Annotated in this window: 25 protein-coding genes; 11 read left to right on the plus strand and 14 right to left on the minus strand. The window is 64.0% G+C overall.

Annotation, left to right across the window (positions count from 1 at the left end):
- The first annotated feature begins 84 nt into the window (after positions 1-84).
- The 9 genes from KIT10_14605 to KIT10_14645 all read left to right on the plus strand — a co-directional run bounded on the left by KIT10_14605 (position 85) and on the right by KIT10_14645 (position 6664).
- A complete protein-coding gene (locus tag KIT10_14605; GenBank protein MCW5900492.1) occupies positions 85-1056 on the plus strand; it encodes a hypothetical protein in 972 nt (323 codons plus the stop codon).
- The gene (locus KIT10_14610) at positions 1044-1544 is read left to right on the plus strand and encodes a hypothetical protein (protein ID MCW5900493.1); all 501 of its coding nucleotides are present in this window, start codon (positions 1044-1046) and stop codon (positions 1542-1544) included. Before KIT10_14605 ends, KIT10_14610 begins: the two co-directional genes overlap by 13 nt.
- A complete protein-coding gene (locus KIT10_14615; protein MCW5900494.1) occupies positions 1537-1818 on the plus strand; it encodes a hypothetical protein in 282 nt (93 codons plus the stop codon). The genes KIT10_14610 and KIT10_14615 overlap by 8 nt, the downstream gene beginning before the upstream one ends.
- On the plus strand, positions 1811-2122 hold the full coding sequence (locus KIT10_14620; protein ID MCW5900495.1) for a hypothetical protein: 312 nt from the start codon (positions 1811-1813) through the stop codon (positions 2120-2122). The genes KIT10_14615 and KIT10_14620 overlap by 8 nt, the downstream gene beginning before the upstream one ends.
- A 2-nt stretch (positions 2123-2124) precedes the next feature.
- A complete protein-coding gene (locus KIT10_14625) occupies positions 2125-3210 on the plus strand; it encodes a hypothetical protein (GenBank protein ID MCW5900496.1) in 1086 nt (361 codons plus the stop codon).
- Positions 3207-4043 (plus strand): hypothetical protein, encoded by an 837-nt coding sequence (locus KIT10_14630; protein MCW5900497.1) that lies wholly within the window; start codon positions 3207-3209, stop codon positions 4041-4043. Before KIT10_14625 ends, KIT10_14630 begins: the two co-directional genes overlap by 4 nt.
- Complete coding sequence (locus tag KIT10_14635; GenBank protein ID MCW5900498.1) at positions 4043-4624, plus strand: hypothetical protein; 582 nt, start codon at positions 4043-4045, stop codon at positions 4622-4624. The genes KIT10_14630 and KIT10_14635 overlap by 1 nt, the downstream gene beginning before the upstream one ends.
- A gap of 53 nt (positions 4625-4677) precedes the next feature.
- Positions 4678-5547, plus strand: coding sequence for a hypothetical protein (locus KIT10_14640; protein MCW5900499.1), 870 nt, complete (start codon positions 4678-4680; stop codon positions 5545-5547).
- Between the two features lie 91 nt (positions 5548-5638).
- Entirely contained in the window at positions 5639-6664 is a 1026-nt protein-coding gene (locus KIT10_14645; GenBank protein MCW5900500.1) for a tail fiber domain-containing protein, read from the plus strand.
- Positions 6665-6775: 111 nt separating this feature from the next.
- Here KIT10_14645 and KIT10_14650 read toward each other — a convergent pair whose 3' ends face one another.
- Positions 6776-9274, minus strand: coding sequence for a BamA/TamA family outer membrane protein (locus tag KIT10_14650; protein ID MCW5900501.1), 2499 nt, complete (start codon positions 9272-9274; stop codon positions 6776-6778).
- 73 nt (positions 9275-9347) lie between these two features.
- On the opposite strand from KIT10_14650, the gene KIT10_14655 reads away from it, so the two are divergent.
- Entirely contained in the window at positions 9348-10091 is a 744-nt protein-coding gene (locus KIT10_14655) for an RNA methyltransferase (protein ID MCW5900502.1), read from the plus strand.
- Here KIT10_14655 and KIT10_14660 read toward each other — a convergent pair.
- The 5 genes from KIT10_14660 to KIT10_14680 form a co-directional block, all read right to left on the minus strand.
- Positions 10069-11631: an FAD-binding protein gene (locus KIT10_14660; protein MCW5900503.1), complete on the minus strand. Its 1563-nt coding sequence runs from the start codon at positions 11629-11631 to the stop codon at positions 10069-10071. The genes KIT10_14655 and KIT10_14660 overlap by 23 nt on opposite strands.
- Positions 11632-11783: 152 nt before the next feature.
- Positions 11784-12518: a PorT family protein gene (locus tag KIT10_14665; GenBank protein ID MCW5900504.1), complete on the minus strand. Its 735-nt coding sequence runs from the start codon at positions 12516-12518 to the stop codon at positions 11784-11786.
- A 134-nt stretch (positions 12519-12652) separates the two neighbouring features.
- On the minus strand, positions 12653-13381 hold the full coding sequence (gene ubiE / locus KIT10_14670; protein MCW5900505.1) for a bifunctional demethylmenaquinone methyltransferase/2-methoxy-6-polyprenyl-1,4-benzoquinol methylase UbiE: 729 nt from the start codon (positions 13379-13381) through the stop codon (positions 12653-12655).
- Positions 13378-14373 (minus strand): D-glycero-beta-D-manno-heptose-7-phosphate kinase, encoded by a 996-nt coding sequence (locus KIT10_14675; GenBank protein ID MCW5900506.1) that lies wholly within the window; start codon positions 14371-14373, stop codon positions 13378-13380. Before KIT10_14675 ends, ubiE begins: the two co-directional genes overlap by 4 nt.
- A complete protein-coding gene (locus KIT10_14680) occupies positions 14370-15554 on the minus strand; it encodes a pyridoxal phosphate-dependent aminotransferase (GenBank protein ID MCW5900507.1) in 1185 nt (394 codons plus the stop codon). The genes KIT10_14675 and KIT10_14680 overlap by 4 nt, the downstream gene beginning before the upstream one ends.
- Positions 15555-15686: 132 nt before the next feature.
- Here KIT10_14680 and KIT10_14685 point away from each other — a divergent pair, with 132 nt between their 5' ends.
- Positions 15687-16223, plus strand: a complete 537-nt coding sequence (locus tag KIT10_14685; GenBank protein MCW5900508.1) for a hypothetical protein — start codon at positions 15687-15689, stop codon at positions 16221-16223.
- Here the strand turns inward: KIT10_14685 and meaB are convergent.
- From meaB to KIT10_14725, 8 genes are all read right to left on the minus strand, one after another.
- Positions 16192-17181: a methylmalonyl Co-A mutase-associated GTPase MeaB gene (meaB, locus tag KIT10_14690; GenBank protein ID MCW5900509.1), complete on the minus strand. Its 990-nt coding sequence runs from the start codon at positions 17179-17181 to the stop codon at positions 16192-16194. The genes KIT10_14685 and meaB overlap by 32 nt on opposite strands.
- Positions 17182-17190: 9 nt before the next feature.
- Positions 17191-17757, minus strand: coding sequence for a hypothetical protein (locus KIT10_14695; GenBank protein MCW5900510.1), 567 nt, complete (start codon positions 17755-17757; stop codon positions 17191-17193).
- Between the two features lie 34 nt (positions 17758-17791).
- Positions 17792-19756: a T9SS type A sorting domain-containing protein gene (locus tag KIT10_14700; protein ID MCW5900511.1), complete on the minus strand. Its 1965-nt coding sequence runs from the start codon at positions 19754-19756 to the stop codon at positions 17792-17794.
- A gap of 33 nt (positions 19757-19789) precedes the next feature.
- Positions 19790-20092, minus strand: coding sequence for a hypothetical protein (locus tag KIT10_14705; protein MCW5900512.1), 303 nt, complete (start codon positions 20090-20092; stop codon positions 19790-19792).
- Between the two features lie 145 nt (positions 20093-20237).
- Positions 20238-21770 (minus strand): AbgT family transporter, encoded by a 1533-nt coding sequence (locus KIT10_14710; GenBank protein MCW5900513.1) that lies wholly within the window; start codon positions 21768-21770, stop codon positions 20238-20240.
- Positions 21771-21888: 118 nt separating this feature from the next.
- Positions 21889-23115, minus strand: a complete 1227-nt coding sequence (locus KIT10_14715) for a pyridoxal phosphate-dependent aminotransferase (GenBank protein MCW5900514.1) — start codon at positions 23113-23115, stop codon at positions 21889-21891.
- Positions 23116-23231: 116 nt separating this feature from the next.
- Positions 23232-23687, minus strand: a complete 456-nt coding sequence (locus tag KIT10_14720) for a DUF1573 domain-containing protein (protein MCW5900515.1) — start codon at positions 23685-23687, stop codon at positions 23232-23234.
- A 77-nt stretch (positions 23688-23764) separates the two neighbouring features.
- On the minus strand, positions 23765-24220 hold the full coding sequence (locus KIT10_14725; protein MCW5900516.1) for a DUF1573 domain-containing protein: 456 nt from the start codon (positions 24218-24220) through the stop codon (positions 23765-23767).
- Positions 24221-24383 lie beyond the last annotated feature (163 nt).

Raw genomic sequence — 24383 nt, forward strand, 5'->3', positions numbered from 1 at the left:
GTGTGGCTTTGTCGGAGGCGTGTTCAAGGCCGCAGGCCTTTGGGCATGGAATAAGGCGCGTGATCGCCGCAGCGCTCGCAAGAGATGACACTCGCGATGTGCGCACATATCGTCTTTCCTGCCAACGCCAGGCGCGGCGAGCTATCGTTGCGCAAGGTGCATAGCGTGGAGATAAATACGAGCGTGCATGACGTGTGCCAGAGCGCCACCATCACGTTGCCACGAAACATTCCCGACTTCCGCAACAATGAATTGAAGAGCCTCCTGCGTCGCGGCGACGAGGTGAGGATATACCTGGGTTACGACGGCGTCCTGCGCGAGGTGGATTTCGCGGGGTTTGCCACCTCCGTAGGCGCTGCCGTGCCCGTGGTCATCGAGTGTCGCGATGGGTTGTTCAAGCTTCTTCAACAGCCGTTCAATAAGGCTTACAAGAACGCGCACGTGCCCACCATGGTGAAGGACCTGGTTGGCGATGCCTATAAGGTGCAGGCCATGGATGCACACATAGGGCCGGTGCGGATAGAGAAGGCCCGCAAGGCCGATGCCTTCAAGGCTCTGAAGGATGAATTCGGCCTGGTGACCTACCTGAAAGGTGACACCGTGTACTGCGGCGTGCTGTTCGATGCCGATGCACGCACGGTGGCCTACGGCATTGAGCGCAACGTCAAGAGCAGCGACCTGAAGTATCGCACGGCCGACGAGGTGAGCCTGAAGGTGACGGCTAAGAGCGTGCAGGTGAACGGTGATAAGGCGCTGAGCGTGGAGGTGGGCGACCCTGACGGTGAGAGCCGAACACTGCACTACTACGGCATCCCCAGCGAGGGTGAGCTTAAGAAGCTGGCCACCGCCGATTTGGAGAAGTTCAAGTTCGATGGATATGAGGGCGGCTTCAAGGCCTTTGGTATCCCCTTCTGCCAGTACGGCGACAAGGTGCAGCTCTCCAGCAGCGACCATCCGGAGCGGGATGGCCAATACCTGGCCGAAGCGGTGACCGTATCGTTCGGGCCTGATGGCTTTGAACGCCACATCAAACTCGCTCAGCAATGGATAGCCTAGAGAAGCTGAAGCAGGCCATCATTGCGCAGGTGAAGGCCAATGTGCCGGTGCAGACCGTGTGGGCCGAGTGCCTGAGTGCAGACTCGTCCACCGGCACCATGGTGGCCACCCGCGAGGGCTTGGAGTATGACGATGTTCTGTTGGGGCTGGGTGCCGACATTACGGTGCCAGAACCTGGCTCAAAGGTGCTGCTTGGCATCATTGAGAACAAGCACGTGGCCACCTTCCTGCTCTTCGCTGAGAGCATCGCTGAGCGCCGCATCAACGGCAACGCTCTGGGCGGCATAGTGAAGGCTGATGCTGTGGCGCAGGAGCTGGCCACCTTACAGGCTGAACTGAACCAGCTGAAGAGCCTGCTCAATGCCTGGGTGCCGGTGCCGAACGACGGTGGTGCTGCGCTGAAGACATCGCTAACGGCATGGGCTGGCCAGCCGGTGGCCACCACCAATAGCCAGCAACTGCAAAATCCGAAGGTGAGCCATGGCTGATCGCGGATTCATGGTGGACGAAAAGGGCGAGCTGGTGCTCCGAAACGGCACCATCGCGGTGGGTGATACGCTCACTCAGGATGTGGCCTTGTTGATGCTGACAAACAAGGGGGAGGTCCGTCACGACATGTTCGCCGGTTGCGACCTGCTGCGCAGGATGAATAGCAGGATGTCCAGGTCGGAATTCGAGCGCATCGTTCGCATCCAATTGGAGCGCGACGGCAAGCAATGGCCTGTGGTGAAGGACGGCATAAGAATCCGGTCCAATGAGTAGGAAGGTGATCATGGAACCTGGGCAATGCCTGGAAGACATCGCCCTCCAGGTGTACGGCAGCGTCGACGGCGCAGCGTGGCTGGTCTTTGACAACCCCAGCCACTTCCCGAATGGATTCAGCACTGACCTGGCGGCTGGTACAGAACTGACGCTGCGTGACGACATCATAGACCGAGCGGTGTACGAGACGGCGAGGAGATTGGGTGTTGTTCCCGCCAACGTGAACGCCGAACCGGCGACAACCGGTCCTGGCGGAGACTATAACGACGACTACAACGACGACCACTACAACGAGCCTATCTGACCATGCCAGTACAGGTCTTTGACAACGCCAATGCTCTGCTGGCCTACTTGACGGCCGAGCTGCCCACGCAGGGAAATCAGGAGATCACCGCCGCCAGGCACCGAGAGGTGATGCACAGCACGGTGCTTTCCTTGCTCAATATCGTGAACGGACTGCCTGGAAGCACGGTGCTCGCCTTCCCCGCATGGGAGAGCGGCACCACCTACACCGGCGGCGAGGAGACCGTGGTGCGTCACGCCGATAAGCTCTGGCTGTTCGTCAGTGTAACCGACCAGACCGGCGTTGAGCCGGGCACCAACGGCCTGGTGTGGCAGAACATCAGCGCGGTGCAACTGGCTCATTTGAAGAACCGCGACGAATTTTTGGCGCAGTTCACCAACAACCAGGTCTCGGCGGCAGCAATCAGAGCCCACCTCGACAATCCAGGACACGGCGCCAAGGTGCATCCGGTGAGTATGTTTCTCGATGGGTTCAACCCCGACTCTGTGGTTGGGGCGGCCGAGACGAAGTACTTCGTCATGAGCGGAACTGCGATGGTCGGGTCAGTCGTTGAGGTGACGATCGATGGATGGCAGGTGGTGACAACGCCTGACGTTGGAGACCTTGTAGTAGCCGGGCCTTATAGCGTGACCGCCGAATGGGCTTTGATCACTCTAAACGGTCCGATGGTCATTGGTCAGCGAGATACCCTTGCGCAGATACTGACGCTCAGCGGTGCGACAGGAGCGGGCCTGCTCCGACATGAGACGCCTGTTACGCGCGTGCTTGATACGCTGTTCCATTTCGACGACGTGAATCCACAGATGGATGTTGCAATGCAACACGCCGGGGTGCGAATCACCGCGTTCGAGAACATCGTGCTTCGGCCGTTCCAGGTCTATGGAGGGCCTCAGCAGCACATGGCATTCCGCATCGAGATCATCTGCGCCAATGCCGCTGGTATCACCGTGTCGCTCCATGGCGATGTTGTGGATGCGGGTGATCTGGTCACTGCCTCCATGGCCGATGGTGACGTGTTGCTCATCCACATCGAACACTCGGCGATGACCGGCATGATCCACATGGCGTCCAAGCACATTGTCGCATGAGCACGCAGCAGATATATGAGCACATGGCCAGCGAGGCGACGCAGCAAACCGCCCTCGCGGAGCTGAGCCCGAATCCAGACAGCGCAGCCCAGCTTCAGGCCGACGTGAACAGCGGCAGCAAAGTGGCCATCCACAGGCTCTACATGTGGATATACGCCTACGTGAGCAAAGTGCAGCAGTTCCTGTGGGAGCAGTTCCGCCGCGACACCGAAGCGCTGGCCAAAAACGGCCACTACGGCACACGGCGCTGGTTCGTGTCGCGGGCGAAGCGATTCCAGATGGGGCACGTGCTGATACTTGAGGAGAAGGATGCCACCTACGCGGTTGATGATCCATCGGCCAGAATCATCACGCATGCGGCTGTGGTAGAGCTGGCCAATATGGTGGTGGTGAAGGTGGCCAAGGCAGCCGGGTCTGGCCTGACCCAGCTCACGCCGGAGGAGCGGACGGCCGTGGATGACTACTTCCAGGAGCTGAGGCCGCCAGTGCAAGTGACTGTGCTGACGGCCGCAGCCGACCGCATCAGGCTCACCGGCCAGGTGGTGTATGATGGTCAGACCGCACTGTCGGCCGTAAAGGCCTCTGTGACCTTTGAGGTGGGCCAATACCTCAAGACGCTGGACTTCGGGGGGGCGGTCCGAATCACCGACCTGAAGGCGGCGATGCTACGAGGGCAGGGTGTGGTGGACGTGAGGCTGACGAACTGCGAGGTGCGGACAACGGGGCCGTGGATCAACGTGCCCAGGGTGCATTATACCTACGCTGGCCATGCCGTCCTGGACGCGGAGTTCCCGATCTCCACATTCATGCAGTGGCAGGTGGGTAACGTGTGATGCTGTACGACCTCGATATAGATAAGCTTGTCCGGCGTTATGCGCCTGGATGGTTCCGCCATGCGCGGAACATCGCCCTCGCCCAGGTGCTGCTGGCTTGGGTCGGTCGCATTCAGGAGGAGTTCCTGCTATGGCGTACCGAGGTGATCATTGCTCAATACAGGTTCAACGGGCTTATGCACTCCCTTGAATGGGTGTTGAACGACTTGCATGACGCGCTGGACCGGCGCATCTACATCACCGTGGTGGACCAAGCGCCGGTGATGTACCACATCGGGGATGGCCAGCCTGCGTTTCACAGCTTCGTCACCGAGGGTGTGCTGACCGGCTATTACCACTTGGAGACCGGGGCCGTCAGCGAGCCATACCTGTACGAGTTCCTGGTGCACGTGCCTGCGGAGCTGAGCTTCATACCGTCTGCCATGTTCGACCTCCTTGACCTCTATCGCTTCGCTGGCAGGCGACCGGCCATCCGGCGCTTCGCTCCTGGCGACACCACGGTAGAGATCATCCTGTACCACGGCCTGACGCCTGCGGCGAACGGCATCATCGTCGTTGACCCATATCTCGAAACCGAATAGCCATGAACCGATTCCACCCTCGCGAAGGCACCAGTGCGCCCTACTGGAGGCACATGCAGTACATCGCGGATGGCGTCGAAGGAGCATTCCGGACAGCCTTCGCCGACTACCTGGCGATGTCCGCTGATTTCTTCATCACTGGCGCGGTGATCAGCACGGCGCCAAGTGGCCTGAACACGCAGTACAACATCACCGCCGGTCACGTGTGCTACAAGGGCGAGTTCATGCCTGTGGAGGCGCATGGGGTGGTGAAGACGCCGAGCCAGGTCATCTACATGACTGTGCAGGACGATGCGGCGGACATCGCACCGGTGATCAACGTGGATGGCACGACGGACTACGTCATGCGAAAGAGGCACCTTCGGCTCAGGGTCGCCTCGATATACCCGACCGAGTTCATGGCAGTTACGGCTCCTCGCAAGGAGCACCTGGACAAGATTAGGCTCAAGGGGAGGGTTGTTCCGATGGGAGGCATAGTGCCCTATTTCGGCGCGATGACCGACTTCGATGCCACTGGATTGGGCCTGGCGAACTCGTCCATGGATGGATGGGCGGTCTGCAATGGCCTCAACGGCACCATCGACCTGCGAGGCATGACGCCGTTCGGTGCGACCAACGTGCCGAGCAGTGGTGCTCCAACGCCTTATGCGGGCATCGCAGAGGCGAGCGATCCAGGTGATCGCGTCGGAGCGGATAAGAAGGCCATCACGACGAACCATTTGCCAGCTCACACGCATGAGCTGGATTTCCCATCGGAGTCGTACTGGAGCGCTGGTGGAGGCGCGAACGCATCTCTCGGAGGAGGTAGCGGCAACTCGGCTCAGGCGATTCCGACTGCGACGCAGCCGAACGCGACCACCGCTGAGGACTTCGACGCCAGGCAGTCGAGCGCTGCCTTGGTCTTCATCCAGAGCATTGTGTGAGCTTGGGATCTCAACGGCGCCGAAAGGACCGGTGATCTGTACCATTCGTTTTGCACAGATCTGTACGATTCGTTTTGCCGTTTATAACGGGGTGGAGGCCACTGCCAATGGCGGCACGGACGCCATGGCCATGATCGGCATGGCCAACAGCGCCACCACCAACAACATCGGAGCACTGCTATTCGCCGCCGGAGGGGTTTCGGCGATCGGTGTGGATGGCCGCGGTGCAACAGGCACGTCAGTGACCTACGGTGCAAGAGGTGCAGCTACTGGCGGTGTCAGGGCGTTCGGCGTTTCAGGAAGCGCTTCGGGCGCCTCACAGTTCAATTATGGGATCCATGGTACCGCCAGCGGGAACAACGCATGGGCGGGATGGTTCCAAGGCAATGTCAATGTCACAGGCTTGGACTTCATCCCAGGAGGTGTTTGGCAAGGGTCGGACGAAGCATTGAAGACGGATGTGCAGGAAGTGCATGATGCCATCGGTATCATCGGACAGTTGCAGCCCAAGACATACACATACCTGAGCGATGCGCATCCCAATGTGGGTTTGCCGGCGGGTACCCATTGTGGCCTGATGGCCCAAGAACTCTTGGAGGTCCTGCCCCAGTTGGTGCAAGACATCAGCATTCCGGCATTGCTGGATACCCTTGGTGTTGAACTCTCGCCGGCCGAAACGATCATGGCCATCAACTACACGGGCCTGGTGCCGTACTTGATCGCGGCGTTCAATGAGCAACAGAAACGCCTCGACCAGCTTGAAGGGTCCTTGGCCGCCTGCTGCGCCCAGGACACCGACAAGTCCTACCAGCCCGGGCCGATGGATGGCCACGGCCAGGTGAAGCAGGACCCCGCCATGGAGCGCTTGCTGCGCATCGATCCCAACCCCTTCACGGACGCCACCACCGTGCGCTACACGCTGGAACGTGCGGGCCGCGTGCAACTGCTGGTGAACAGCGGCGACGGCAAGCAATTGCAGGTGCTGCATGAGGGTCTGGCCTCGGCGGGAGACCACAGCTATGATTGGCACACCGCGCACCTTGCACCGGGGGTGTACTACGTGACGCTGCTGCTGGACGGCGAACCGCTGGTGAAGCGGGCGGTGAAGGTGCGGTAGCAGAGCGACAACTCAGTTTGAATGTGAGAGGGTGCGCGGGTGGTGGGATCCATCTCTCGCACCCTCGCACTTTCGCACCCTTGCACGCTGCTTTCGTCGACTTTCTTCCGATCAGAACGGATAGCCGATCCCCAGGTTGAAGTTGAACTGGGTGCGGTAGTTCACCGGTGCGCCCACAGCTTCGCTGAGTGCGGCTTCGTACTTGTCCTTGGGCTCGAAGAGCCAGCGTTCACCGGGCGGCAGACTGGGGTCCTTGGTCTGCATGCCCAGGTCGAAGCGCACGATGAAGAAGTCGAAATTGAGGCGCGCGCCCACGCCGGTGCCCACGGCCAGCTCGCTGAGGAAGTCCGCGCTGATGGCCGCGCCCGGACGGCGTGGGTCGTCGTTCCAGTTCCAGATGTTGCCCACGTCCGCGAAGAGGGCGCCTTCCAGGAAACCGATGAGTTTGAAGCGGTACTCGGCATTGCCTTCCAGGCGCAATTCGCCGATGCGGTCGAAGGCGAGCAGTGGCGCGTTGAACGAGCCGGGCCCCAGCGAACGGGCGCGCCACGCGCGCAAACCGTTGGCCCCGCCCACGAAGAAGGCGCTCTCGAAGGGCAGCACGCCCAGGTTGCCGTAGGGCAGGCCCGCGCCCGCCGCCACGCGGAAGGCCAGGCTGCTTTTCTCGTGGAGCACACGCCGCCACCGCAGGTCGCTGTCCACTTTGATGTACTCCGCATAGCGGATGCCGCCCACACTGAAGAAGCTGTTGCCGTCGCCATCGATCGATTCCTGCGCCAGCAGGCTCAGCGGCACCAGCATGGGGTGGCCGGCCCACTCCAGGGTGATGCGGCTGAAGTAGGTGTCCCGGCGCCGCGACAGGCCCTGCGTGTTGTGGACGAACTGCCCGCGCATGCCCGCGATCAGGTGGTCGGTGTAGCTGTCGGTGAGCACCGGGTCGTTGGCGGCCTGGAGGTAGGCGGCGAAATCATCGGACAGGCGCGGTATGCGGATCACGTTCACCTCCACAGGATAGACCGCCCAGCTCTTGGTCTGCGATTCGGCCCAGTCGTAGCCGAAGCTCACCTTGGCCAGCGTGCGGGTGAAATCGGGACGGCGCTGGTGGTTGTATAGCGCGGTGAAAATGGTGCCCGGCGTGGCCGACCGCGCGAAACGTTCGCGGCGCACGGGCAGCAGGAAGTGCGGGAAGCGCAGCGTCAACTCCGGACCGATATCCACCGTGTTGAAGAAGCCGTCGCCGCCCACATTGCCCACGGTCTCCTCCTCGGTGGCGCTGCCCTGGCCGGTGAGGCGTTGCTGCGCTTCCAGGCCGAGCACCATCATCAGTTGCAACGAGCCCATGCCGCGGAAGAGGTTGCGGTGGCGGTAGCCCACACTGGCGGAGGTGCCCAGGAAACCGCCACGGTTGGTGGCGAAAGCCTCACCGGAAACGCTTTGGGTGCGCCCAGGCAGCAGGTCCACGCGGGCGTCGGCGATGCCGGGTGCGGTGGCCGTGGTGTCGAAACCGATCTCCACGCGATCGAACACGCGCAGACCATTGAGGCGGCGATAGGTGCGGTCGGTGTTGCTCTGGCGGTAGCGGTCGCCGGGTTGCAGGAAGACCATGCCCGTGAGGGCCTCGGGGCGGTAGGGTGGGCGGCCTTCGTAGAGCAGGCGATAGCCGCGCGCATATAGCGTGTCGGCATCGGTGACCACCCCGGTGCGCGTGGGTGGAAGCGTGGCCAGGGTCACCTCGCCCAGCGTGTACACGGTGCCCTCCGGCGTGCCCTGCAGTTTCCGTTCGCGCGCATGGGGCCGTTCCAGATGCATCACCACGTCCACTTGATGGCCACCCACCGTCGTGTCGGCATCATAGCGGACCAGGTCGCGGTTGAAGAAGAGGTAGCCGATGTCGCGCAGCCGGTGGGTGATGCGGTTGCGTTCGCGGTCCAGCATATCGGCGTCGAACCGGTCGCCGGTCTTCAGCAGGCTGTTGGGCCAGGCGGCCTGCACATGCCGTTCGATGTCGGGGTCGTCCACCTCGAAGCGTATACCGCGCAATCGGTACATGGGTCCCGGGGTCACGGTGTATTCCACCTCGGCCTTCGGTTTCCGGAACTCCCTGCCGCGCCCGCCACCCAGTATGCCCGGCCTGCGATGCCGGTAGTGGATCGAATCACGCACCGTGGCGAGGAACCAGCCCTCCTTGCGCATGTAGAGGCGCATCTGCTCGGTGGAGCGGTCCACCAGCACGGCATCGAGGACCACGGGCGCCTCGCCGTTGCGGCCGCGTTGCGACCGATCGCAGCGTTTGGGACGTTTGCCGCGCTCCTCGCGCGCTTCGTTGGCGATGGCGCACAGGCTGTCGTGCCGCGCGCGTTTGGCCGCCACCTGGTTAGGGTCGCGCAGGTTGTAGAGGTGCAGGTAGAAGGGCACCCGAAGGATCCTCTTATTGGGCTGCTGCTTGATGATGGTCTCCAACTCGGCGGGATCCGGTCCTCGCTCGGCCAGCGTCACCCTGTTGCGCACCAGCAGCCTTTCACCTTCAGGGAGGTGCTTGGTGGTGTCGCATCCGGCGAGGAGCAGCAGACCGAGCAGGGCGGGGATGATATGGGCCGTGCGGATCGGCAAGGAGGGCGGATCGCGGCCTATTTTGCGCCCCTGCCTGGGACCGCCGGCCGGGCAGCGCCAAATATACCCGGACATGCAGGTGAAGGCCTTGTTGGCCGAGGTGCGCGCGCTGCACCGTCGCAAGGGCCGCGAAGAACGCGGTCTCTTTCTGGCGCAGGGGCCCAAGCTCGTGCGTGAGTTGTTCGCCAGCGGATGGCCGGTGCATGCCCTGTACGCCACGGAGGCAGCGGCCCGGTCGTTGGCCTTGCGCGACGCGTCGATCCTTCCGCCGCATGTGCTGGAGCGCATGGGCACCCAGGAAAGCGGCAATGAAGTGGTGGCGCTTGCGCGCATCCCGAAGCATGTTCCTCCAGTCCGGCTGGCTGATGGCGAGTTGGCCCTCGCGCTCGATGGCATCGCTGATCCCGGCAACCTGGGCACCGTGCTGCGCATCGCCGACTGGTTCGGCGTGAAGCACGTGCTGCTCGCCGAAGGCAGCGTGGACCCCTTCAACCCCAAATGCGTGCAGGCCAGCATGGGCGCGGTGTTTCGCGTGCAGGCCCACACCTGCGACCTGCCTGCCGCCTTGGACACCTTGCGCTCCGAAGGTGCCGCGCTCTACCTGGCCGACATGGGTGGCAGCACCGTTTTCGATGCTCCGCTCAAGCGCCCGGCCGTGCTGGTGCTGGGCAGCGAGTCGCATGGGCTGAGCGATGCGGTGTGCGCCCTGCGTGGCGAGACCATCGCCGTGCCGCGTGTGGGCGGCGCCGAATCGCTGAACGTGGCCATGGCCGCTGCGGCGCTGTGCATGGAGTTCACGCGGCAGGCACGCCCTTGATCGCCGAAGCCACGGCGTCCGCCACGCGCTGGCCGTCCATCGCCGCGCTGACGATGCCGCCAGCGTAGCCGGCGCCCTCACCACAGGGAAAGAGACCCGGCGTGGTCACATGCTGCAGCGTGTCCCGATCCCGGGGGATGCGCACGGGGGAGCTGGTGCGGCTTTCCACCGCCACCACCACGGCCTCGTTGGTGCGGTAGCCGTGCATCTTCCGGCCGAAGACCTGGAAGGCCGCGCGCAGCCGCTGCGCGATGGCTGGTGGAAGCAGTTCGTGCACCTGGTGCGGCACGATGCCCGGCGGATAGCTGCAGGCTGGCAGGTCGGAGGAGAGCCGCCCTTGGATGAAGTCCTCCAATCGTTGGGCGGGCGCGCTCTGTCGTTTGCCGCCCGCGATCCAGGCGGCGTGTTCCACTTCCCGCTGGAAACGCATCCCGGCCAGCGGGTCGTCGGCATCGAATGGCCCGCGCGCTTCCACCACGATGCCCGAATTCGCCCAGGGGTTGTCGCGCTTGCTGGGGCTCCAGCCATTGGTCACCACCTCATCCGGTGCGGTGGCGCAGGGCGCGATGATGCCGCCGGGGCACATGCAGAAGCTGTACACGCCGAGGCCTTCCACCTGCTCCACCAGGCCGTAGCTCGCGGGTGGCAGATGGGGATCGCGCTGGTCGCAATGGTATTGTGCCCGATCGATGATGGCTTGCGGGTGCTCCACGCGCACGCCCATCGCGAGATCCTTGCGCTCGATGCGGATGCCTTCGCGCAGCAGCAGCTGGAAGATGTCGCGCGCCGAGTGGCCCGTGGCCAGTATGGTGGCTTCCGCGCGGACCTCGTCCCCATTGCCGGTGCGAACGCCCAACAGGTTGCCTCGATCCACGATGAGGCCGGTGACGCGCTGACCGAAACGCACTTCGCCTCCGGCGGCGAGGATCGCTTCGCGCATGGCGGTGATGATGCGCGGCAATTTGTTGGTGCCGATGTGCGGGTGCGCGTCCACCAGGATGTCAGGGCTGGCGCCGAAAGCCACGAGCATGCGCAGGACACCCTCCACATCGCCGCGCTTGTGGCTGCGCGTGTACAGTTTGCCGTCGCTGTAGGTGCCGGCACCGCCTTCGCCGTAGCAGTAGTTGCTGTCGGGGTCCACCACGTGCAGGCGGTTGATGGCGGCCAGGTCGCGACGGCGCGCACGCACGTCCTTGCCGCGTTCCAGGATGATGGGCCGCAGACCGCGCTCGATGCAGCGCAAGGCCGCGAAGAGCCCTGCCGGTCCGCAGCCCACGATGATCACCGGATGCGCGCCATGGACATCGGGGAGTCGCGGCGGCGCCACTTCGGCATCGTGCAGCGGCCCCGTGCTGACGAGCACGCGCAAGCGCAGGCGTGGCGTTCTGCTCCGTGCGTCGATGGAGCGCTTCAGCACGCGGTGGCCCTGCGCCTGGTCCTCGGCGATACCGGCCGCTTCCGCCGCTGCCGCACGCACCAGCACCGGATCCGCCGCTTCGGCGGGGAGGAGGGCGATCTCCACGGTGCGTTCGGTCGTCATGCAGGGGGGCGCGGAATGGTTCCTGATTCGCAGTTGGCTACTCCCTGTTGGCAGTTGCGCATGGGGCTCGGTGAGCGAGGTGCTTGACAGGTACGATCGTCCACTTGCGACCGCTCAAGCTGCCAACTTCCAACGCCTCAGCTCACCGACCCTCAACCCTCAAAAGTGAACGTCAACACCCACACCTTGCTGCGCAGGCTCTGTACCGGTGCGCTGAAGCGGGTCTCGTCGTCGATGAGCAGGTTGGGGATGCCGATGCCCGTCTTGAGTTCGATGCCGAACTTGAAGTAGGGGAGGAAGAAGTCGAAGCCGCCGCCCACCTCGGCGCTGTAGTCGTACTTGGCGAGTTTGATCACCACCTCGTCGTCCAGGGCCTGGTTCACGTCCTTCTGGGTGGCCATGTCGATGCTCACCTTCCCGCCACCGATCACATACACCGCGAAGTTGTTGATGCGGTCGCTGCGGAACTTCATCAGCAGGGGGAATTCCAGGTAGGTGCTCTCCACCGGCTTCTGGAAGTACTTCTCCTTGCCCTCGTCATTGAGGAATTTGTACTGCAGGATGCGTTCCTGGAAGGAGAGGGTGGGCAGGAAGCGCAGGCTCATGTGGTCATTGATGTTCATGCTGGCCACGATGCCCAGGTTGAAGCCGGGTTGCTTGAGGTGGTCCAGCACCATGAGCGAATCGCGGAAGGGCGCCTCGGGCTTGAGCTTCACGAAGAAGTCGCTGGTGTTGTAGCTGAGCAGGAAGCCGAAATGGAAGCGGCGCAGGTCGAAGTTGGGCAGGTTCTGCACCTTCACCCCGCTCTGGTACTGTGCCGCCAAGGGCGTGGCCAGCGAGAGCAGCAGCAGGATGGGGAGGAGGCGCGGCGCGCGGAGGGGTCGCATCAGGCAGGCAACGAAATTAGGGTGGGATCCTTGTCCTGGATGGTCACTCGGCTGTCGGAGGTAGAGGGGTTGGATGTTGGTCTTCCCGGAAAAGTGTGTTCTCATCAACCTTCAACGCAGCAAGCTCAAAGCCTTCAACCACCGACTTTTTTCCTGCCCACATACAGCGTCGCGATCCCGCCAGTGAGCGGTGTGGCGGTGGCTTCATCCATGCCCGCCTGCACCATGATCCGCAGGAAGGCGGCGCCCTCTGGGAAGGCGTCCACGCTTTTGGGCAGATAGGTGTACGCGGCCTTGTCGCGGCTGATGAGCCTGCCGATGAAGGGCATCACGCGGTGGAAGTAGAAGCGGAAGAGCCCGCCGAGCAGGGTGTTCTTCGGTTTGGAGAACTCCAGCACGAAGAGACGGCCGCCCGGTTTGAGCACGCGGCGCATCTCGGCGATGCCCCGTTCGAGGTCCTCGAAGTTGCGCACGCCGAAGGCCACGGTCACCGCGTCGAAACGGTCGTCCGCGAAGGGCAGGTCGGCACTGTCGGCACGTTGCAACGTCACGCGCTCCTGAAGCCCGCGCTTGGCCACCTTCACGCGGCCGTGGGCCAGCATGCCTTCGCTGATGTCCACGCCGGTGACGCGCTCCGCCCTGCGGCTGGTGAGGATCGCGAGGTCGGCGGTGCCGGTGGCCACATCCAACACGTGATGTGCCCGTTCCTGGGCGAGCAGCCGCACCACGCGCCGCCGCCAGCCCTGGTCCACGCCCAGGGAGAACAGCCGGTTGAGCAGATCGTAGCGGGGGGAGATGCCGTCGAACATGCGTTCGACCTGCTCCCGCTTGGAGCCATCCGGGCTATAGGGTGTAACGGTCATGCGGGCAGTCCCAGCCGGGCGCATTCGGCCTGGAATCTTGCGGCGTCGATGGGCACCACGCCCACTTCCTCGCACACGAGTCCGCCGGCGAGATTGGCCAGTTGCGCCACCTGCCGCAATGGAAGACCCTGTGCCAGCGCCAATGCCGCCACGGCGATCACCGTATCGCCCGCGCCGCTCACATCGGCGATCTTCCGCACATGCGCCGGTTCCAAGTGCTCGCCGGCCGTGTCATGCGCATACATGCCATGCTCGCTCATGGTGACCAGTGTGGCCTTGTTGTCCAGGTGCTCCCCGAGGTCGCGCACGGCGTTGCGCACACTGTCCATGTCGCGGGCATCCAGCTCGATCTTGAGTCCTTCGCGCAACTCCTTCAGGTTCGGCTTGAACAGGTCAACACCCGCATAGGCCAGGAAGTTCCGCTTCTTGGGGTCCACGGCCATGGGGACGCCGGCGCTTCGTGCGATGCCGACGATGGCCGCGATCACCTGTGGATCGAGTACGCCCTTGTCGTAGTCCTCGAAGACGAGCACACCGGGCTTCTCTCGCACGATCACATCGCGCACGGTCTCCACCAGCCTGCGCGCATCCTCGGCGTTCAGCGCATCCTCCTGTTCCTCATCCACGCGGACGATGTGCTGGTGGCCGCTGATGACGCGGGTCTTCACCGTGGTGCGCCGTGCACCTGACCGTATGATGCCCTCCGTGGGGAGCCCCTGCTCCATGAACAGTCGTTCCAGTGTGCGGGCGTGGTCGTCGTCGCCCACCACGGAGCAGACCACGGCCCGCGCGCCGAGCGCCTTGGCGTTGAGCGCCACGTTGGCCGCGCCACCGAGGCGCGCGCTGCGTTCCTTCACCTGCACCACGGGCACCGGCGCTTCGGGGCTGATGCGGTCCACGCGGCCCCAGAGGTAGGCGTCCACCATCACATCGCCCACCACGAGCATGGTGGTGCTTCGCGCCTGGTCGAGGAAGTGGTCGGCGGCGCTCATGCGCTTTGCAGTTGTTCCACGGCCTGGGCCACGCGCGCCATGGCTTCGACAAGGCGCTCGTCGCTGGTGGCGTAGCTGATGCGCAGGGTGCCTTCCGCGCCGAAGGAACGGCCCTCCACCAGGCTCACATTGGCCTGGTCCAGCAGGTACATGCTCAGGTCCACCGAGCCCTTGATGCGCCCGCCATCGATGCAGGAGCGCACATCGGGCAGCAGGTAGAAGGCGCCCTGTGGCCGGTTCACGCGCCAGCCGGGGATCCTGCCGATGGCCTCGATGACCAGATCGCGGCGGCGAAGGAAGTCGGCGCGCATGGGCGCGATCACGGCGGAGTCGGCCTCCACGCAGGCCTTGGCCACGCGCTGCGCGATGCTGTTGGCACCGCTGGTGAACTGGCCCTGGATCTTGGTGCAGGCCTGGGCGATCCACAGCGGCGCGCCCAGATAGCCGAGCCGCCAGCCGGTGAGGGCGAAGGACTTGCTGAGGCCGTTCACGGTGATGGTGCGTTCGGCCATGCCCGGAAGGGAGGCGAAACTGACATGCTCGCCGTCGAAGACGATGTGTTCGTAGATCTCGTCGGCGATGACGTACAGGTCCTGGTGACGCGCCACCTCTCCGGCGAGATCTTCCAACTCGCGCCGCGTGATCACCGATCCGCTGGGGTTGCAGGGCGAGCTGAAGATGAGCAGGCGGGTGCGCGGGGTGATGGCCTTGGCGATGCGCTCGATCGGTGTCTTCCAATCCTCTTCCAGTGTGGCGGGCACCACCACGGGGGTGGCTCCTGCCAGGCGCACCTGCTCGGTGTAGCTCACCCAGAAGGGCGCGGGAATGAGCACCTCGTCGCCCGGGCCGGCCAGCGCCATGATGGCGTTCATGATGCTCTGCTTGGCACCGGTGCTCACCACGATCTGGTCGGCGGTGTATTCGAGCCCATTGTCGCGCTTGAACTTGTGGGCGATGGCCTGGCGCACGTCCGCATGGCCATTCACCGGCGGATACTTGTGCCAGGGGCCGCGCAGCGCCTCGTGGGCGGCTTCCAGCACGAAGGCGGGCGGGTCGTGGTCGGGTTCGCCCAGGCTCAGGTCGATGATGTCGCGGCCTTCGGCGCGCAATTCTCGGCTGCGGCGGGCCATCATCAGCGTGGCCGATTCGGCCATCGTGGTCACGGCGGGGGAAAGTCGCATCGTCTGCGGAACACGGGCACCGGTTTCGTGCGCCGGGGCCGCGCGGCGGCAAAGCTATCCATGTGGGCGGGATGGGCCGGACGCTCCCGCCCACCTCATCATCCACGATCTTCGCACCGCATCCCATCCGCCATGAACGACCCGTTGACCCTGGTACTGGTGGCCATCCTCCCTTCGGTGGTGGTCTTCCTCACGGCCTTCCACCTGATCAAACGCCTCACGGACGACCGTGTCTCGGAGCGGCAGACCGAGAAGATGGCCGAATTGAAGAAGGACGACCGCAAGCACACCCTGCCCTTGCGCATGCAGGCCTACGAGCGGCTCACGCTGTTCCTGGAGCGCATCCAGCCGGGGCCGCTGGTGTTGCGTACACACAAGAGCAATATGACGGCGCAGATGCTGCACGGCGAGTTGATCGACACCATCCGGGAGGAATTCGAGCACAATGTGACGCAGCAGATCTACGTGAGCGACAAGGCCTGGGACAAGGTGCGGCAGGCGAAGGAGGAGACGATCCGCCTGGTGAACCTGAGCTACGAGCAGACGGGCGACGACCGGCCTGGCACGGATCTCAGTCGAAAGGTCTTCGAGAACGTGGCCAAGCTGTCGCATACGCCCTCCATGGAGGCGCTGCTGGTCATTCGGAACGAGGTGCGCCGCCTGTTCTGAAGACTTCCAGGAGCATCAGGGCCGCCTGCTGCGGCGACAGCTTGCCCTCGCGCACGGCCTGTTCCAGCCGGGACGATCCGGCCATCACGCGGTCATCGCCGCGGAAGCGTTCCAGGAGATCCTCTTCCGCCATGGTGCGCATCCAATGCACGTCCTGCTCGCGGCGGCGATGCGCGGTATGTCCACTCCCTTCATCGGTCTGCCGAAGTGCTTCGAGCTTGTCCACCAGTTCCGCGATGCCCCGGCCGGTGAGGGCATCGGTGAGCACCACATCGGGTCTTCGTCCGCCGGGGCGCGGTGGCAGCAGGGCCAATGCGTTGCGTGTGTCGCGCGCCGCGCTGCTGGCCGCGTCGCCGGCCGCATCGCACTTGGTGAAGACCACCAGATCGGCGCTTTCCATGATCCCGCGTTTGATGCCCTGCAGTTCATCTCCCGCACCGGCGATCATCAGCAGCACGTTCAGGTCGCAAAGCTGGTCCACTTCCAATTCGCTCTGCCCCACACCCACGGTCTCGATCAGCACGCGGTCATGGCCCGCGGCCTCGCACAGGAGGATGGCCTCGCGCGTGCGGCGAGCCACGCCGCCCAACGCGCCACCTGAGGGCGTGGGCCGGATGAAGGCCGCGTCCTGTTGCGCCAGGCGTTCCATGCGGGTCTTGTCGCCCAGGATGCTGCCATGCCCCCGGCCACTGCTGGGGTCCACGGCCAGCACGGCCACCCGGTGGCCCGCTCCGATCAATGACATGCCCAGCGCTTCGATCAAAGTGCTTTTCCCCACGCCCGGGATGCCTGTGATGCCGATGCGGAAGGCCTTGCCCGCGGCAGGCATCACCTGTTCCAGCAGCGCCCGAGCCGTGCGCCGATCCACCGGCCGCTGGCTTTCCACCAGGGTTATCGCACGGGCCAGCGCCGCGCGGTCCTTGCGGAGGATGCCTTCAATGATGGCGGACGGCCCCATGTGCGAAGGTCAATATCCCCGGCGATAATTCTCCACCCAGCTGCTGTCGCCCACATCGCGCAGCAGGCGAAAGGCATCCTCGCCGCGCGCCAGGCCGGTGAGGTAGAGGATGCCGTAGTCGCTCAGCAGGAGCATCTGGCGGGGTGATGGCGCGTTGCGGTTCTCCGACCAGCCACGGCCGGGGTGCTGGCCATTGCGCGGATGGAAGGGGTACTCCCAGAAGCGCAGCTTCCACAGATCGTCGAACACGCCGCAATCCTCCACGCCGCGTTCCTCGTCATACGGGTTGATGCAGCCGGTGACCCCATATTTCCGGAAGAGGTTCTCGCCCTTGGGATTGGCCTTGCTTTCCAGTGCGCCTTGTGCCTGCAACACGAATTGTGACCGTGTGATGGGTTCGGTGGCGATCACCTGGGTGCCCCATTCCTTCACCAGGAAAAGGCTGTAGAGTTCGCTGTTGGCGTTGGTGGCCAGGCTCACACCGAAGGTCCACGAGGGCGGTGCGGCCGTGTTCTGGCCGGTGGACGATGGGACCAAGGTGAGCCAGCAGGCGATCAGGAATATCCCGGCACGCATGGCGCCAAGTTATCCCGGGAGGCCACGAGCGGCCTTATTCCTTGATGAAACGGCCGTGGGCGAAGGGGCTGCCGTCGGGGGTCAGGAGGCGCACCATGTAGGCTCCGCTGTCAAAGCCTTCCAGTTCGATGCCCAGTGTGTTGCCACCCTTGGTGATCACATGGGTGGCCTGGCCCAATACACTGCCTCGCGCATCGATCAGTTGGATCAGGTAGGCACCGTCCTGGGGTACTTCCACATCGAGTTGTACGCGCTGGCGGGCCGGATTGGGACGCAGCGTGATGCCATGGAAGACCCGGTGGAACATGGCGCTGGCCACCTGGCTGTAGGTCACCGAACCGTCGAGGTCCGTCTGGCGCAAGCGGTAGTAGTTGGTGCCCTGGAGCGGGGAACGGTCATCCAGGTGGTAGTCGCGCAGCCCGATGGAATACCCTGCGGCCTGCACCTGCCCGATGGCGGTGAATTGGAGGTCGTCGCCGGCGCGTTCCACGATGAAGTGGTCGGTCTGGTTCTCCACCTGGGTGCTCCAGGTGATGGCCACATGGTCCGGGCGCGTTTCGGCGCCGAAGGCCACCAGTTCCACAGGCAGGATCATGCAATCGAGCGTGCAGCCGTCATACAGGTTCCAATCGAAGGTGAAGTGCTGGCCCGTGATGTCGTAGTTGTCGATGTAGAGCACGTAGATCTCGCCAGCCTGCACTGGCAGTGGCGCTGTGAATCCATCGACATCCGTGCCCGAGGAACCTTCACTCACGTCCATGGCCCCATTCCCCAAACCTGTGAGGTAGGCCGCAGCGCCGGGATAGCCGGGCACCGCCGGCGGCCAGGCCCACGAGCATCGAAGGGGCTGCCCCACAGGCGGGCAGGTTATCTGGGTCATCGGCCCCCAGATGGCGTAGTCGAAGTCGATGTTCGCCACGGGTGTGATGGTGAATTCAATGGTACCCGAGGTGGCGGGCGAGAAGTAGTACCAGGTGCCCTGTCGTTCGTTGCCGGCCAGGCAGCCTCGGTTGCTGGCGTTGAGGTCGGTGGTGCAGCCGGTGTAGTTGGTGGTGTTGGAGAAACTCTGGTCGCTGCAGATCGTCAGCCCGCCCACGCAATCCTCCTGCGGTGTGGGGAATACATCATCACCGCTGATGCAGATGTTGAAGATGCCGCGTTGTCCGTTGTTGCCCCAGAAGCGGATGTAGTAGGTGGTGAAGGGGTCCAGCGGATCGCAGCGGCGGTCGATGCGCGGCATGTTGCCGGGCCCGGCGTCGCTGTTGCATTGCACCGTGGTGAGACCGTTGCAGGTGCCGGCGTAGAGCTGCATGTGGCCGTTGTTCAGGCTGCCCGCCTGGGTGTCGATCAGGATGTTGCCGCTCATCGGGGTGGTGAAGCGGAACCACACGTCAAAGGTGTTCAGGTTGGTCACGCCCGGGCCACAGGTGGGGTTGGGCGTGGTGGCCGACCGCGTGGCGCTCATGTTGCTGAAGGTCTGCATCACACAGCTGGGCGTCACCGGCAGGGTGATGGCACCGGCGCATTCGTCGAAGGCAGGCGGTGTCCAGATGCAGATGCGGCCGTTCATGGCGTTGTCGGTATTGTGCCGCTGCACCCTGATCATGTAGTCGGTGCCCGGTGTGGTGGCGAAGACCAATTCGGCATTGTTGCCATTGGCTGCGGCGCTGAAACAGGCCACCTGGGTCAGCGATCCGCAGGCGCCGGTGAACACATGCACGATGGGCCGGTGGTTGTCGTCCGGGTCGTAGGTCACGGCCGTCATGGTGCCGGTGGCGGTGAACCAGCCGAAGGCGTCGTCGTTGTTGCTGCCGTTGCAATTGGCGGGGTTCATGGTAGCCGTGAACGAGTTCGGCTTGTTGAAGGTCTGGAACACGCAACTGGTGTTCACCGCGTACTGGTTGCCCGCATTGTAGTCGCAGGTGTTCGTGGCCGTCTGGGCCAATAGTGCACCAGAAAATGCGGCGGCTGCCAGCGTGAGGGTGATGCGCTCGTCCATGGTCCTGCGTACTGAAGGGTTCTGGGGAACAGGTCAGCGTTTGGGTATCCAGGCTTCCTCCATCTGCAAGGCGTGCAGGATGAAGCCACCGCTCTCGGCCGCTGCGGCCACCTGTTCCTGGCTCAGTTCCACCGGCGAGGTGATGCGCATGATGCCCTTGTCCCGTTCGTGGCGGAAGGTGCCGCCGGGGGTGATCTCCACCAGGGCGGCCATGAAGGGCTTGGGCGACATGCCGGGCTGGACCTCTTCCAAATAGGCCACGTAGGTGTACTCCGGCAGAGTGCCAATGCCCTGGGCCGCGGCCATTCCGGCGAGACCCAGGAAGACGAGGAGCATGATCGGGCGCATGATGGGGCTTTTCGTGTCACCCGGCCGGTACTTCGGCAAGGCGCCCGTGCAACGCGATCGCACGACGAATGGTTACCAAGGCCCCATCAAGCCTGGCTGGGAGGCGATGGACGGCAGGGAAGGTGGTAATGACCTAGGGGAGCGGCACGTACAGCGGCGCACCCGGCCCGATGGGCAGTTCCAGCAGCACCCAAACGATCAGCAGCAGGCTCCAGCCGATGAGGAAGACCACGCTGTAGGGCAGCATGGTGCTGATCACCGTGCCGATGCCGGCCTTCTTGTCGTAGCGGGCGATGAAGGCCACGATCAGGGCGAAGTAGCTCATCATCGGGCTGATGATGTTGGTGACGCTGTCGCCCACGCGATAGGCCATCTGGGTGAATTCCGGCGAGTAGCCCAGCAGCATGAACATGGGGATGAACACCGGCGCCATGATGGCCCATTTCGCGCTGGCGCTGCCCATCACCAGGTTGATCATGGCGGCCACCAGCACAAAGGCGAGCATCAGTGGTATGGGGCCGAGGTTGAGCGCCTGCAGGAAGGCGGCACCCTTGATGGCCATGATCAGACCCAGGTTGGTCCAGTTGAAATAGGCCACGAACTGTGCGGCGAAGAACACCAGCACGATGTAGCTGCCCAGCGTTTCCATGCTCTTGGCCATGCCCTTCATCACATCGCTGTCGTTACGGAAGGTGCCCGCCCCGATGCCGTAGGCGATGCCCGCCACGGCGGCGCTGAGGAAGATCAGGGCCACGATGCCGCTCATGAAGGGCGAGTGGAGGATCTCGAAGGTCTTCGGATCGCGCAGGAATCCATCGGCGGGCAGCAGGCCCCACAGGAGCCAGGCGGTGAACAGCAGGATGGCCACCGCCGCGAAGCGCAACCCGCGTTTCTCCTGCGGCGTTGCGCGGCGCACCTCCTCGGGCTTCTCGTCGCCGGTGTAAGCGCCCAGCCGGGGCACCACCAGCTTCTCGGTGGTCCAGGTGCCGAGACCGGCGATGAGGAAGGTGCTGACGAACATGAAGTAGTAGTTGCACGCGGGGTTCACCGAATAGCTCTTGTCGATGATGCGTGCGGCTTCCTCGCTGAGGCCGGCCAGCAGGGGGTCGATGGTGCCCAGCAGGAGATTGGCGCTGTAGCCACCGCTTACGCCAGCGAAGGCCGCGGCCAACCCCGCCAGCGGATGGCGCCCTGCGGCGAGGAAGATCACGGCCGCCAGGGGCACCAGCAGCACATAGCCCACTTCACTGGCCGTGTTGCTGATCACGCCGGCGAAGACGATGACGAAGGTGAGCAGCTTCTTCGGCGAGGCCAGGACCACGGCGCGCAAGGCGGCCCCGATCAGTCCGCTGCCCTCGGCGATGCCGATGCCCAGCAGGGCCACCAGCACGGTGCCCAGCGGCGCGAAGCCGGTGAAGTTGGTCACCATTTTCGTGAGGATCATGTGCAGACCCTCACTGCTCACCAGGTTGAAGGGCCGCACCTCGGCGCCCGTGCCGGGATGGACCACCGCCACATCGAACTGGGCCACCACCCAACTGAGCAGCACCACCAGCAGCGCGAAGCCGGCGAAGAGCGTCGCGGGATGGGGCAGCAGGTTGCCGATGCGTTCGACCGTGGACAGGAAGCGGTCCACGAAGGAGCGCTTGGTGGCGGTGCTGGTCATGTGCTTGGATCGCTGGCTCGCGCAAAGGAAGGGGAAAACCAGTGTGCGGATCAAGGTGGTGCCGCACGGCACGTCATGCGCCAGGCGGTCGTCCGGCGAGGTCGCCGACGAATATGGGTCACGCTCTGGCGCTGGCGGTATCGGCTCGGCGCACAGTGCCGGGATACTCCTCCAACGCCTTGCGCAGGCACGCCACCGCGCGCTGCAACAGCGGCTGCTCCAGCACATAGGCCAGGCGCACCTGTTGTTTGCCGGTGGCCGGTTCGGCATAGAAGCCGCTGCATGGGGCCATCATCACCGTATGGCCTTCGTGGCTGAAGGATTCCAGCAGCCACTGGCAGAAGATGTCGGCGTCGTCGATGGGCAATTCGGCCACGCAATAGAAGGCGCCCTTGGGCTTGGGGCAGGTCACGCCTGGGACGGTGTTGAGACCATCCACCAGGATGTCGCGACGCTGAACGTATTCGTTCACCACCTGATCGAAGTAGGTCCGGGGAGTGCGCAGCGCGGCTTCGCTGGCGATCTGCCCGAAGGTGGGCGGGCTCAGCCGGGCCTGGGCGAACTTCAGCACCGTGGCGTACAATTCCTTGTTGCGCGTGATGAAGGCCCCCACGCGCGCGCCGCACATGCTGTAGCGTTTGCTCACGCTGTCCACCAGCACCACATGCTGGTCCAGGCCGGGCAGCGTCATCGCGCTCACGTGCTTGGCGCCATCGTAGCAGAACTCGCGATACACCTCGTCGGCGAAGAGGAACAGATCATGCTTCAGCACGATGCCCCGCAGGGTGTCCAGTTCGGCCTGGCTGTAGAGGTAGCCGGTGGGGTTGCCGGGGTTGCAGATGAGGATGCCCTTGGTGCGCGGGGTGATCAAGGCCTCGAAAGCGTCGATCGGGGGCAGCGCGAATCCATCGTGGATGCTGCTGCGCACGGGTACCACCTTCACACCGGCGGCGATCGCGAAGCTGTTGTAGTTGGCGTAGTAGGGTTCGGGTATGATCAGTTCATCGCCCGGCTCGAAGCAGGCCATGATGCCATAGAGCAATGCTTCACTGCCACCATTGGTGACGATGATGTCCTCGTGTGTGACGTGGATGCCGTGCTGCTCGTAATAGGCCGCCAGCCCGCGGCGGTAGCTCTCATAGCCCGCCGAGTGGCTGTACTCGATCACGGTGCGGTCCAGGTTCCGTATAGCGTCCAGGGCCACTTCCGGTGTGGCGATGTCGGGCTGCCCGATGTTGAGGTGGATCACCTTGGTGCCGCGCGCTTTGGCGGCTTCGGCGAAGGGCACCAGCTTGCGGATGGGAGAGGCGGGCATCAGGCGCCCCTTGGCTGAGATGGCTGGCATGGCGTATCAGGGAATGGGCTGCGAAGATCGCGTTTCGCCGGTGGTAATGCCCCGAAAGAAGAACCCCCGCCTTGGGGGCGGGGATCCGAGGGGGATGCGGTCGTGGACCGCGGGGATCAGTTGTTCACAGGGGCCATCGGGCTCTGCTCCTTCATGGGCGAAGCGGGCGTTTCGGCGCTGGCTTCCACCGTGCCCTTGATGCGCACGATCTTCTCCGGTGCGTTCACCGCGTTGCTGCTGATGGTGACGCTCTTGTTGATCGGCCCCACGCGCTTGGTGTCGTACTTCACCGTGATGGTGGTCTTCTGGCCGGGCTTGATGGGCTCGGTCTCGCACTTGGGCACCGTGCAGCCGCAGCTGCCCTTGCAGTTGGTGAGGATCAGCGGGGCGTCGCCGGTGTTGGTCACCGTGAATTCGCAGGTGCCGTTGGCGCCCTGGGGGATCGTGCCGTAATCGTGCACTTCCTTGTCCACCGAGATCATCGGACCGGAGCCGCCCACGGGCTTGGCGTCTTGGGCGGTCGCCATGGCGGCCATGGCGAGGAAGGCGAAGGAGGAAAGGAGGGTTTTCATGGTCGTTGGTTGGCTTGCGGATCCAAAGCTATCGGGTCGTTCCAGCGGGTGGGTGAACATTAACATCCGATCAACGATCAGCGCTTCTCGGCCGGGACGTTCGCCCCACGTTGCTGCTCGGGTGCGGCGCCGGTGGGATCCTCCACGGTGCCCTTGATCATCACCTGCAGGGTGCGGATGTTGGTGGCGTTGCTGTTGATGGTCACCGTCTTGTTGATCGGTCCCACGCGCTGGGTGTCGTATTGCACCACGATCTCGCTCTTGCCGCCGGGTTTGATCGGGGCCGTATCGCAGGTGGGTACGGTACAGCCGCAGCTGCCCTGGCAGTTGGTGAGGAGCAGCGGGGCGTCGCCGGTATTGGTCACCACGAAAACACCACGGCCGTTGGCACCCTTCTGGATCGTGCCATAGTCGTATACCATCTGGTCCACCTCGATCATGGGGCCGTTGCCTCCCACGGGCTTGGCATTGGGCTGGGCGAAGGCTGAGGTGGTCAGCATCGCGGCGGCGGTGAAGAGCAGGGCTTTGGTCATGGTCGTGGCCGGGTTTGCCGTTACAACGCCGAAGGTATCCGCGCCGGTTGCCCGTGTTTTGGGCCTTAACAGCACTTTAACAGCGATGGGCATGTCGGGCCGCACGCTGGGCCGGCGCCGGCTGCGGGTTGAGATGGTCTTGGGGGTCGCCACATGGCATGGA

It is taken from the genome of Flavobacteriales bacterium, from assembly GCA_026129465.1.
GTDB lineage: Bacteria > Bacteroidota > Bacteroidia > Flavobacteriales_F > PHOS-HE28 > PHOS-HE28.

Excerpts from the sequence above, each read along its gene's own strand:
- KIT10_14605 (MCW5900492.1), top strand. The coding sequence starts at position 85 with ATGACACTCGCGATGTGCGCACATATCGTCTTTCCTGCCAACGCCAGG.
- KIT10_14610 (MCW5900493.1), top strand. The coding sequence starts at position 1,044 with ATGGATAGCCTAGAGAAGCTGAAGCAGGCCATCATTGCGCAGGTGAAG.
- KIT10_14615 (MCW5900494.1), top strand. The coding sequence starts at position 1,537 with ATGGCTGATCGCGGATTCATGGTGGACGAAAAGGGCGAGCTGGTGCTC.
- KIT10_14620 (MCW5900495.1), top strand. The coding sequence starts at position 1,811 with ATGAGTAGGAAGGTGATCATGGAACCTGGGCAATGCCTGGAAGACATC.
- KIT10_14625 (MCW5900496.1), top strand. The coding sequence starts at position 2,125 with ATGCCAGTACAGGTCTTTGACAACGCCAATGCTCTGCTGGCCTACTTG.
- KIT10_14630 (MCW5900497.1), top strand. The coding sequence starts at position 3,207 with ATGAGCACGCAGCAGATATATGAGCACATGGCCAGCGAGGCGACGCAG.
- KIT10_14635 (MCW5900498.1), top strand. The coding sequence starts at position 4,043 with ATGCTGTACGACCTCGATATAGATAAGCTTGTCCGGCGTTATGCGCCT.
- KIT10_14640 (MCW5900499.1), top strand. The coding sequence starts at position 4,678 with ATGCAGTACATCGCGGATGGCGTCGAAGGAGCATTCCGGACAGCCTTC.
- KIT10_14655 (MCW5900502.1), top strand. The coding sequence starts at position 9,348 with ATGCAGGTGAAGGCCTTGTTGGCCGAGGTGCGCGCGCTGCACCGTCGC.
- KIT10_14660 (MCW5900503.1), bottom strand. The coding sequence starts at position 11,631 with ATGACGACCGAACGCACCGTGGAGATCGCCCTCCTCCCCGCCGAAGCG.
- KIT10_14665 (MCW5900504.1), bottom strand. The coding sequence starts at position 12,518 with ATGCGACCCCTCCGCGCGCCGCGCCTCCTCCCCATCCTGCTGCTGCTC.
- ubiE (MCW5900505.1), bottom strand. The coding sequence starts at position 13,381 with ATGACCGTTACACCCTATAGCCCGGATGGCTCCAAGCGGGAGCAGGTC.
- KIT10_14675 (MCW5900506.1), bottom strand. The coding sequence starts at position 14,373 with ATGAGCGCCGCCGACCACTTCCTCGACCAGGCGCGAAGCACCACCATG.
- KIT10_14680 (MCW5900507.1), bottom strand. The coding sequence starts at position 15,554 with ATGCGACTTTCCCCCGCCGTGACCACGATGGCCGAATCGGCCACGCTG.
- KIT10_14685 (MCW5900508.1), top strand. The coding sequence starts at position 15,687 with ATGAACGACCCGTTGACCCTGGTACTGGTGGCCATCCTCCCTTCGGTG.
- meaB (MCW5900509.1), bottom strand. The coding sequence starts at position 17,181 with ATGGGGCCGTCCGCCATCATTGAAGGCATCCTCCGCAAGGACCGCGCG.
- KIT10_14695 (MCW5900510.1), bottom strand. The coding sequence starts at position 17,757 with ATGCGTGCCGGGATATTCCTGATCGCCTGCTGGCTCACCTTGGTCCCA.
- KIT10_14700 (MCW5900511.1), bottom strand. The coding sequence starts at position 19,756 with ATGGACGAGCGCATCACCCTCACGCTGGCAGCCGCCGCATTTTCTGGT.
- KIT10_14705 (MCW5900512.1), bottom strand. The coding sequence starts at position 20,092 with ATGCTCCTCGTCTTCCTGGGTCTCGCCGGAATGGCCGCGGCCCAGGGC.
- KIT10_14710 (MCW5900513.1), bottom strand. The coding sequence starts at position 21,770 with ATGACCAGCACCGCCACCAAGCGCTCCTTCGTGGACCGCTTCCTGTCC.
- KIT10_14715 (MCW5900514.1), bottom strand. The coding sequence starts at position 23,115 with ATGCCAGCCATCTCAGCCAAGGGGCGCCTGATGCCCGCCTCTCCCATC.
- KIT10_14720 (MCW5900515.1), bottom strand. The coding sequence starts at position 23,687 with ATGAAAACCCTCCTTTCCTCCTTCGCCTTCCTCGCCATGGCCGCCATG.
- KIT10_14725 (MCW5900516.1), bottom strand. The coding sequence starts at position 24,220 with ATGACCAAAGCCCTGCTCTTCACCGCCGCCGCGATGCTGACCACCTCA.